General features: G+C 72.0%; 7 protein-coding genes. 1 reads left to right on the top strand and 6 read right to left on the bottom strand.

Going from position 1 to position 9773, the window contains the following annotated elements:
* From CCN35_RS04550 to CCN35_RS04525, 6 genes are all read right to left on the bottom strand, one after another.
* A partial coding sequence (locus tag CCN35_RS04550; protein ID WP_425444277.1) for a DEAD/DEAH box helicase family protein occupies positions 1-2498 on the bottom strand: 2498 nt, incomplete at its 3' end.
* Between the two features lie 437 nt (positions 2499-2935).
* Complete coding sequence (locus CCN35_RS04545) at positions 2936-4648, bottom strand: bifunctional uroporphyrinogen-III C-methyltransferase/uroporphyrinogen-III synthase (RefSeq protein ID WP_067395104.1); 1713 nt, start codon at positions 4646-4648, stop codon at positions 2936-2938.
* The gene (gene hemC, locus CCN35_RS04540) at positions 4645-5640 is read right to left on the bottom strand and encodes a hydroxymethylbilane synthase (RefSeq protein ID WP_086791596.1); all 996 of its coding nucleotides are present in this window, start codon (positions 5638-5640) and stop codon (positions 4645-4647) included. The genes CCN35_RS04545 and hemC overlap by 4 nt, the downstream gene beginning before the upstream one ends.
* A complete protein-coding gene (locus CCN35_RS04535) occupies positions 5637-7337 on the bottom strand; it encodes a glutamyl-tRNA reductase (RefSeq protein WP_086791594.1) in 1701 nt (566 codons plus the stop codon). The genes hemC and CCN35_RS04535 overlap by 4 nt, the downstream gene beginning before the upstream one ends.
* Positions 7334-8098, bottom strand: a complete 765-nt coding sequence (locus CCN35_RS04530) for a redox-sensing transcriptional repressor Rex (RefSeq protein ID WP_067395096.1) — start codon at positions 8096-8098, stop codon at positions 7334-7336. The genes CCN35_RS04535 and CCN35_RS04530 overlap by 4 nt, the downstream gene beginning before the upstream one ends.
* Positions 8099-8401: 303 nt before the next feature.
* Positions 8402-8686 carry a glutaredoxin family protein gene (locus tag CCN35_RS04525; protein ID WP_086791591.1) on the bottom strand — a complete coding sequence of 95 codons (285 nt, stop codon included), beginning with the start codon at positions 8684-8686 and terminating at the stop codon, positions 8402-8404.
* Positions 8687-8872: 186 nt separating this feature from the next.
* On the opposite strand from CCN35_RS04525, the gene CCN35_RS04520 reads away from it, so the two are divergent.
* The coding region (locus CCN35_RS04520) for an HAD family hydrolase (RefSeq protein WP_086791600.1) at positions 8873-9773 on the top strand (901 nt) is incomplete at its 3' end.

The following is a 9773-nucleotide window of genomic DNA, read 5'->3' as shown; positions in this document are numbered from 1 at the left end:
AGGCGGGCCAGACGGCCCGCCAGTGTGGCGACCTCGTCCTCGGTCATCGCCAGGCCCGCCGTCTTGGCCATCAGCCGCTCCAGCGGGATCTTCCGCTCGGAGACCCGGTTGAGCGGGCGCGCGTCCACGCGGGGCGAGTCCGTCACCCCCACCGCGTCGACGATCACGAACCGTTCCTTCACCTCGGCGTCGGGCGTGACCGCCTGGAACTCCGCCGGGTCCACCGTCCGCGAGCCCCGCCCCTTCATCTGCTCGAAGTAGGCCCAGCTCTTGACGTCCCGCAGGAAGAACACGCACTCCAGCGGCGGGATGTCCGTGCCCGTGGCGATCATGTCGACGGTCACCGCGATCCGCAGCTCGGGGCTGTTGCGGAACGCCTTGATCAGCTCGGCGGGCCGCTTCGCCGCATGTGTGATCTTGCGGCAGAAGTCGTCGCTCTCACCGAAGACCTGACGCACCATCTGGACGATCTCGTCGGCGTGGTGGTCGTCCACCGCGAAGATCAGCGTCTTGGGCACGTGCGTCCGCGCCCGCCGGGTCTCCCCCTCTCNNCGTCCCAGCTGGGACGCCTTCCACTCCAGGTCCTCCTCCAGCTCCTGGTACCGCTCGCGCCGGGTCCTGCGCTCCCGTATCGGGACGACCGTCTCCGCCGGGATCGTTCCGCCGTTCTCCCCCAGCTCCGTGCGGATGCGGAACACGTCGAAGTCGACGTTGACGCCGTCGGCGACGGCCTGCTCGTAGGGGTACTCGCTGACCAGGTTCTGGAAGAAGAAGCCGAAGGTCTGCTTGACCGGTGTGGCGGTCAGCCCCACCAGGTGGGCGTCGAAGTACTCCAGCACCGCGCGCCACTTGCCGTAGATGGAGCGGTGGCACTCGTCCACGACGATCAGGTCGAAGGACTCGGGCGGCAGCTTCGGGTTGTAGCCGACCTCCACCGGCCCGTCGACCAGGTCGTAGCGGTCGAGGGCTTCGTCCTCGCTGTCGGCGCTCGGCACCTCACGGCCGGTCAGCGCCAGCCACAGCCGCTGCACGGTGGACACCACCACATGGGCGGAGTCCAGGACGGTGTCCCCGGCCAGGCGCTGCACGACGTACAGTTCGGTGAACTTGCGGCCGTCGTCCGGGGTGTCGAAGTTCTCGAACTCGGTGGCGGCCTGGCTGCCGAGGTTGTTGCGGTCGACGAGGAACAGGATGCGCTTGGCGCCGGCGTGCTTGAGCAGCCGGTAGCTCTCGCTGACCACCGTGTAGGTCTTGCCGGCGCCGGTCGCCATCTGGATCAGGGCACGCGGGTCGTCCTTGGCCAGGGAGCGCTCCAGGCCCTTGATCGCCCTCACCTGGGCCGGGCGCAGGTCCTTCGGGTCGAGGAAGGTCTGCGGCAGGCGGCGCATCCGGGCGCGCAGGGTCGGCGCGGCGGGATCGGCCTCGGCCTCCTCGATCCAGCGGGCGATCGTGTCCGGCCGGTGCACGGCGAAGACCTCGCGCGTGCGCGGGGACGGGTCGAGCGCGTTGTGGAAGCGGACGGTGTTGCCGTCGGCGACGTACCGGAAGGGCAGGCTGGCCCGCCAGGCGCTGAGCTGCTGGCTGCGGGTGAGACCGGTGGCGTAGCGGGCGGCCTGCTGCATGGCGGACTCCAGGTCGGCGCCCTCCCGCTTGGCCTCTATGACACCGACCAGGCGCTGGTCGACATAGAGGAGGTAGTCGGCACGGCCGACGGCGGTGGAGACCTCCCGGACGGCGACGCCCCTGCCCGCGAAGAGGTTCTTGGCGCTCTCGTCCTGGACGACCCAGCCCGCCTTCTCCAGGATCCGGTCCAGCTCGGCCCGGACCTGGGCCTCGCTCATCGGCGGGCGGGCGGCCTTCTGCGCGCGGGCGATGAACTCGTCGCGCCGCGAGGCCCCGTCCAGCGGGCGGGCGGCCGTACGGGACGCCATGGCCTGAGCCGTCAGCTCGGTGATCTTGTCGCTCAGCTCGGCGATCAGATCGTGCAGGGCGGCCCGTTCGGCCTCGGCGCGGGCCAGTTCGGCCTCGGCCTGCTCGCGGGCGGCCCGCTCACGCTCCAGACGGCTCTGCTTGCCGTCGTAGCGGAGCCGGGCCTCCTCCAGTTTGCGGCGGTAGGCGTCGAGTTCGGCGCGCAGCTGCTCCAGCTCGTGCCGGTCGGCGACGGTCGTGGGCGCGGGGGCGGCGGAGGGCGGCGCGGGCGGCAGGAACACCCTGTGGGTGGTGTCGGACGGGTCGAGGGCGCGGTGCAGCCAGTCACCGAGGCGGAAGCACATCTCCACGGACCGGAGTGCCTCACGGACGTTGGCGTAGTACTCGTGCACCGCCTTGTTGCCCGTCGTGCGGATCGCCTCGAACCAGGCGCGCACCTGGGGGACGAGCGCACCGGCCCTGGTGAGCGCGTTGATCCGGTCGACCTGCCGGGGCCCCGGGACGGTGAGGCCGAGCAGCGTGACCAGGTGCCGGGCCATGATCTCGCCGAACAGACGGGCCTTCACCATGGCCGCGTGCGGATCGGTGTGGACGTACGACTCCGCGGAGCAGCCCAGCGTCACCAGTAAAGGCTCGTGCTTGAGCAGGTGGCCGAAGTTGGACGAGCCGGCGGCAAGCCGCGCGACCTGCTCGTCGTCCCCCTCCGCCGGACCGCCCACCGTCGCCGTCACCATGCGCTGTCCCCCTCGGATTCCTGGATGGTGCTGTCGGAGCAAAGCCTCGCAGGATGACATGGACAGGCTGGTCTGGCAAGGATTTCGGGGCGTGAGACCGCAAGTGGCGGATATGGGCCATGTCCGGATCCGCCATCTGCGGATTCCGGTCCTCTGGTGGCCCACATCCGCCACTTGTTGCCCGCACGGGCCCCGACCGCCCCGGCCGGAAACGCGCGGGGGCGGAACGCGCCCTGCGGCGCGTTCCGCCCCCGGCTCACTGCCTCACGGCATCACGTCGACGTGCTGCGGCGCCTCCGGGCGCCCGGGCGGCGTTCGCTCGGGCGGGTGACCGGGTCGCCCGCCGCCAGGGCCGCCAGGCGGCGCTTGGCGCCGAAGTCGGCCAGGGCCTCGGCCAGCTTGTGGACCGAGGGCTCGGGAGCCATCACGTCCACGCGCAGACCGTGTTCCTCGGCGGTCTTGGCCGTCGCCGGGCCGATGCAGGCGATCACCGTCACGTTGTGCGGCTTGCCCGCGATGCCGACCAGGTTCCGCACCGTCGACGACGAGGTGAACAGCACCGCGTCGAAGCCGCCGCCCTTGATGGCCTCCCGGGTCTCGGCCGGCGGAGGAGAGGCCCGCACCGTGCGGTAGGCGGTGACGTCGTCGACCTCCCAGCCGAGCTCGACCAGACCGGCGACCAGCGTCTCCGTGGCGATGTCCGCACGTGGCAGGAAGACACGGTCGATCGGGTCGAAGACCGGGTCGTACGGAGGCCAGTCCTCCACCAGCCCGCGCGCCGACTGCTCGCCGCTGGGGACCAGGTCCGGCCGCACACCGAAGTCGATCAGGGCCTTGGCCGTCTGCTCGCCGACCGCCGCGACCTTGATGCCCGCGAAGGCACGCGCGTCGAGGCCGTACTCCTCGAACTTCTCGCGGACCGCCTTGACCGCGTTGACCGAGGTGAACGCGATCCACTCGTAGCGGCCCGTGACCAGGCCCTTGACCGCGCGCTCCATCTGCTGGGGCGTACGCGGCGGCTCGACGGCGATCGTCGGGACCTCGTGCGGCACGGCACCGTAGGAGCGCAGCTGCTCCGAGAGCGCGGGCGCCTGCTCCTTGGTGCGCGGCACCAGGACCTTCCAGCCGAACAGCGGCTTGGACTCGAACCACGACAGCTGGTCGCGCCGGGCCGCGTCGGCGCGCTCGCCGACGACGGCTATCACCGGCCGGTGGCCCTCCGGGGAGGGCAGGACCTTGGCCTGCTTCAGGGTCTGCGCGATCGTGCCGAGGGTCGCCGTCCAGGTGCGCTGCCGGGTGGTCGTACCGGCGACCGTCACCGTCAGCGGGGTGTCCGGCTTGCGGCCGGCCGCGACCAGCTCGCCGGCCGTCGCGGCGATCGTGTCCAGCGTCGCGGACACCACGACCGTGCCCTCGGAGGCGCCCACCTCCATCCAGCAGCGCTCCGAGGCGGTACGGGCGTCCACGAAGCGGACGTCCACGCCCTTGGCGCCCCGCAGCGGCACCCCGGCGTACGCGGGCACGCCGACGGAGGTCGCGACACCGGGAACGACCTCGAAGGGAATGCCCGCGGCGGAGCAGGCGAGCATTTCCTCCGTGGTGTACGTATCAAGTCCCGGGTCCCCGAGCACCGCACGCACGACCCGCTTGCCGCCCCGCGCGGCCTCCATGACAAGATGTGCGGCATCCCGCGTCGCAGGGGCCCCGGCGGTCGCCGACGTGCCGTCGACGACCGTGAGCTGGGGTGTGCCCGTGCCCGGGACCGGATTCGACGAGGGGTCCGGGTCCGTGGGCACGACGGTGACGCCCGGCTTGGCGTGCGCGCGCACGACCTCGAGCACCTCGTGCTCGGCGGCCAGGACGTCCGCGTTCGCCAGCGCCTCCACGGCGCGCAGGGTCAGGAGTCCCGGATCCCCGGGTCCGGCACCCAGGAAGGTGACGTGCCCGTGTTCAGGACTGACGGCGGAAAGGGCGGTGGGGCTCACAGTGCTCGCTCCCCCATCAGACCGGCCGCGCCCTGGGCGAGCATCTCGGCGGCGAGTTCGCGGCCGAGAGCCATGGCCTCGTCTTGCGTCCGGGGCACGGGACCGGTGGTGGACAGCTGCACCAGCGCGGAGCCGTCGGGCCTGCCGACGACACCCCGCAGGCGCATTTCCTTGACAGTCTGCCCGTCGCCCCGGGAGTCCCCCCACTCGAGCGGATCCGAGAGTGGGGGAAGGTCGGCCAATGCGCCGACAGGGGCGCTGCAACCGGCCTCCAGGGCGGCGAGCAGTGAACGCTCGGCCGTCACGGCGGCCCGCGTGTGCGGGTCGTCGAGCTCGGCGAGCGCGGCGGCGAGGTCCGGGTTGTCCGCGGTGCACTCGACCGCCAGGGCCCCCTGGCCGGGGGCGGGCAGCATGACGTCGACCGGGAGGACGTCGGTCACCTCGTCGCTGCGGCCGACCCGGTTCAGTCCGGCGGCGGCCAGGACGACCGCGTCGAGTTCGCCCTTCTCGACGAAGCCGATGCGGGTGTCGACGTTGCCCCGGATCGGGACCGTCTCGATGGTGAGGCCGCGGGCACGGGCGTACCCGTTCAGCTGGGCCATGCGGCGCGGCGAACCCGTGCCGATGCGGGCCCCCTCGGGCAGATCGGTGAACTTCAGCGCGTCCCGGGCGACGAGCACGTCCCGCGGGTCCTCGCGCTCCGGGATGGCGGCCAGGACCAGGCCCTCGGGCTGCGTGGTGGGCAGGTCCTTGAGCGAGTGCACCGCGAAGTCCACCTCACCGCGCTGCAGCGCCTCGCGCAGGGCGGCCACGAACACGCCCGTGCCGCCGATCTGCGCCAGGTGCTCGCGGGAGATGTCGCCGTAGGTGGTGACCGGGACGAGCTCGACGGGCCGTCCGGTCACCTGGCTCACGGCGTCCGCGACCATCCTGGACTGGGCCATGGCGAGCTTGCTGCGCCTGGTCCCGAGCCTCAGTGCCTTCTCAGTCATGCTGGCCCTCGGTTCTTGCGGTGCTTCTCGGAGTCGTTGTCGGCCCGGGAGACGGAGGCCACCGTCTCCGGATCGAGGTCGAACAGGGTGCGCAGTGCGTCGGCGTACCCGGCGCCGCCGGGCTCGGCCGCGAGCTGCTTGACCCTGACGGTCGGTGCGTGCAGCAGCTTGTCGACAACTCTCCGTACGGTCTGGGTGATCTCCGCCCGCTGCTTGTCGTCGAGGCCGGGCAGCCGCCCCTCCAGGCGGGCGATCTCGCTGCTGACGACGTCGGCGGCCATGGCGCGCAGGGCGACCACGGTGGGCGTGATGTGCGCCGCCCGCTGGGCCGCGCCGAAGGCCGCGACCTCGTCGGAGACGATACGGCGGACCTGGTCGACGTCGGCGGCCATCGGGGCGTCGGCGGAGACCTCCGCCAGCGACTCGATGTCCACCAGACGCACCCCGGCCAGGCGGTGCACGGCCGCGTCGACGTCGCGCGGCATGGCGAGGTCGAGGACGAAGAGGACCGGCTCGGGCCGCGCGGCGGCGACCGGCTCGGACCTGCGGTGCTCGGGGACGCGGCCGGCGGTGGCCGCGGTCGCGGCGAGCGCCGCGATCAGCTCGGCGTCGGCCTCGGGGTCGGCTCCGGTCCGGGCGGCCTCACGGCGGTCGACGGTGCCGTTGTCCACCCAGGCGCCGTGCTGCTCCAGGGTGGCCGCGTCCATGCCGGCGACGGCGGACTCGCCCATCAGGGAGAAGCCCGGTTCGGCCGCGGCCGGGTCCAGCGGGGTCTCGCGGACGTCCGTCCTCACCGCCGTACGGCCGCCGTCGGAGCGCTGGGCGTCGTCCTCGACGACGGCCGCGGGGGCGCCGGTGCGGCCCTCGACCGCGGCGGCGATCGTCTCGGCCGTCAGGACGAGTCCGGTCGCGCCGGTGCAGGAGACGACGACATCTGCACGTGTCAGTTCGGCCGGTACGGCGTCCATCGGTACCGCGCGGGCCCGCACGTCCGTGTCACCGCCCTCGGTGAGGATCTGCGCCAGACGCTCGGCGCGCTCCTGCGTGCGGTTGGCGATCACCACCTCGGCGACACCGGCCCGCGCGAGCGTGGCGGCGGCCAGCGACGACATCGAACCGGCGCCGATGACCAGGGCCTTCCTGCCGCGCGCCCAGGCCGGCACGTCCTTGCTCCGGGACAGCTGCTCCAGGCCGAAGGTGACCAGGGACTGCCCGGCGCGGTCGATGCCGGTCTCGGAGTGGGCGCGCTTGCCCACCCGCAGGGCCTGCTGGAACAGGTCGTTCAGCAGCCGTCCGGCGGTGTGCAGCTCCTGGGCGCGGGCCAGGGCGTCCTTGATCTGGCCGAGGATCTGCCCCTCGCCGACGACCATCGAGTCCAGGCCGCAGGCCACCGAGAACAGGTGGTGGACGGCCCGGTCCTCGTAGTGCACGTAGAGATAGGGGGTGAGCTCCTCCAGGCCGACCCCGCTGTGCTGGGCGAGCAGCGTGGACAGCTCGGCGACACCGGCGTGGAACTTGTCCACGTCGGCGTACAGCTCGATGCGGTTGCAGGTGGCCAGCACGGCGGCCTCGGTGGCCGGCTCGGCGGCCACGGTGTCCTGCGCCAGCTTGACCTGGTCGTCCGCGCTCAGCGAGGCACGCTCCAGGACGCTGACCGGAGCACTGCGGTGGCTCAGTCCGACGACGAGAAGACTCATGCCGGCATCACCGCGGGCATGTCCCCGTCGGGCCCCTGGTCGGTGGACTCGTCGCGGCCCACGGTGGTCTGGGGAAGGACGCCCCCGCCGACGGCCTCCCCGCCGGCCTTGCGCTGCTCGTGGAAGGCGAGGATCTGCAGCTCGATGGAGAGGTCGACCTTGCGCACGTCGACGCCCTCCGGGACGTTCAGCACGGTGGGCGCGAAGTTCAGGATGGAGGTGACGCCGGCGGCCACGAGCCGGTCGCAGACCTGCTGGGCGGCGCCCGCGGGGGTCGAGATCACGCCGATCGAGACGCCGTTCTCCCGGACGACCCGCTCCAGTTCGTCGGAGTGCTGCACCGGGATGCCGGCGACGGGCTTGCCGGTCATGGCGGGGTCGGCGTCTATGAGCGCGGCGACCCGGAAACCGCGGGAGGCGAACCCGCCGTAGTTGGCGAGGGCGGCGCCCAGGTTTCCGATGCCGACGATCACAACCGGCCAGTCCTGGGTCAGGCCGAGTTCACGGGAGATCTGGTAGACGAGATACTCGACGTCGTACCCCACTCCACGGGTCCCGTAGGAACCGAGGTACGAGAAGTCCTTGCGCAGCTTGGCGGAGTTGACCCCCGCCGCCGCCGCGAGCTCCTCGGAGGAAACCGTGGGGACCGAGCGCTCGGACAGCGCGGTCAGGGCTCGGAGATACAGCGGAAGCCGGGCGACGGTGGCCTCGGGAATCCCTCGGCTACGGTTCGCCGGTCGGTGAGTTCGGCCAGTTGCCACGGTGCTCCTGCGGGTAGAGCGAGGCTGTGGGCGGTCGCACGTCACCCGACCGCCCCGTCGACAGCAGGCTATGTCTTTGTGAACGTGTGCACAAAGATGGTGTCCGATTTGTCCGGCCAACGTGACCGGGGTCACGCACCCCCGGCGCAGGCATGGGGAACCGGCATATGCGTACCGCTGTTCCTTAATTCCTGGGGGCAAAACCGCACACTCTCCTTCGTGATCGCCGCCCCCGAGACCAAGACGCCGTCGATCCTAAGCAACTTCTTGTTGCTTTGGGCATCCAGTGTCCCGGTGGCCCGACTACCCGGTGAGCGCCTTGCGCAGCCGTTCCTCGTTCACTCGCCAGAAGGTGTGCTGCTCCCCGTCGACGAGCACGACGGGAATCTGCTCCCAGTACCGGTCGTACAGCTCCCGGTCCTCGGTGATGTCCTTCTGCTCCCAGGGAACGCCGAGGTCGGCGCACACCTTCTCCACGACGGCCTGCGCGTCGTCGCACAGATGACAGCCCGGCTTGCGGACCAGGGTGACGAGCCGGGCTCGAGGCTCGGAGGACTTGCGGCGGAAGATGGGGCTCATGTCGGCCATTCTCACCCCGCCGCGCGTCCGCGGAACCCCACCGGCACCGGCACACCGCGCGCGGCACCGGCCTGCCCCGTCCGGGTGACGACACGCCGTCCGTACGAGTTCTTCGACGGCTTCGTCACCCAGAGTTCACGCCCGTGCGGCGTCACGGCTCCGGAACCGCCGATCGGACTGGCTATGCTCGGCGCCATGGCCGCTCTAGGATGGCTCACCCCCCGCAGGCGTCCCGCCACGGCACGCAGCGTGCTGGCCGGCGAGGCCTCGGCGGAGGCAGCCCGCAAGTCCTCCCAGGAGGCACAGGCTCCGCAGCCCCCCGACAAGGAGGCGGAGTTCCCGGTGCGCGGGGACGACCGGGCCGCCGCGTTCTTCGACCTGGACAACACCGTGATGCAGGGCGCCGCGCTGTTCCACTTCGGCCGGGGCCTGTACAAGCGGAAGTTCTTCGACACCCGCGACCTCATCAAGTTCGCCTGGCAGCAGGCGTGGTTCCGGCTGGCCGGGGTGGAGGACCCCGACCACATGCAGGACGCGCGCGACTCGGCGCTGTCGATCGTGCAGGGCCACCGGGTCTCCGAGCTGAAGGCGATCGGCGAGGAGATCTACGACGAGTACATGGCCGAGCGGATCTGGCCCGGCACCCGCGCGCTCGCCCAGGCCCACCTGGACGCCGGCCAGAAGGTGTGGCTGGTCACGGCCGCACCGGTGGAGATCGCGCAGGTCATCGCCCGCCGTCTGGGCCTGACCGGTGCGCTGGGCACGGTCGCGGAGTCCATCGACGGCGTCTACACCGGCCGTCTGGTCGGCGAGCCGCTGCACGGGCCCGCGAAGGCGGAGGCGGTGCGCGCCCTGGCCGCCGCGGAGGGCCTGGACCTCTCCCGCTGCGCCGCCTACAGCGACTCCCACAACGACATCCCCATGCTGTCCCTGGTCGGCCACCCCTACGCCATCAACCCCGACGCCAAGCTCCGCCGTCACGCCCGTGAGATGGACTGGCGTCTGCGCGACTACCGCACCGGCCGCAAGGCGGCCAAGGTCGGCATCCCCGCGGCAGCGGGGGTCGGCGCGGTCGCCGGCGGCACGGCGGCGGCCA

Origin of the sequence: Streptomyces thermovulgaris (assembly GCF_002155915.1) — a bacterium.
Lineage (GTDB): Bacteria > Actinomycetota > Actinomycetes > Streptomycetales > Streptomycetaceae > Streptomyces > Streptomyces thermovulgaris.
Note: the sequence above shows the minus strand (reverse complement) of the source record. Positions and strands in the feature narration are given on the sequence as shown.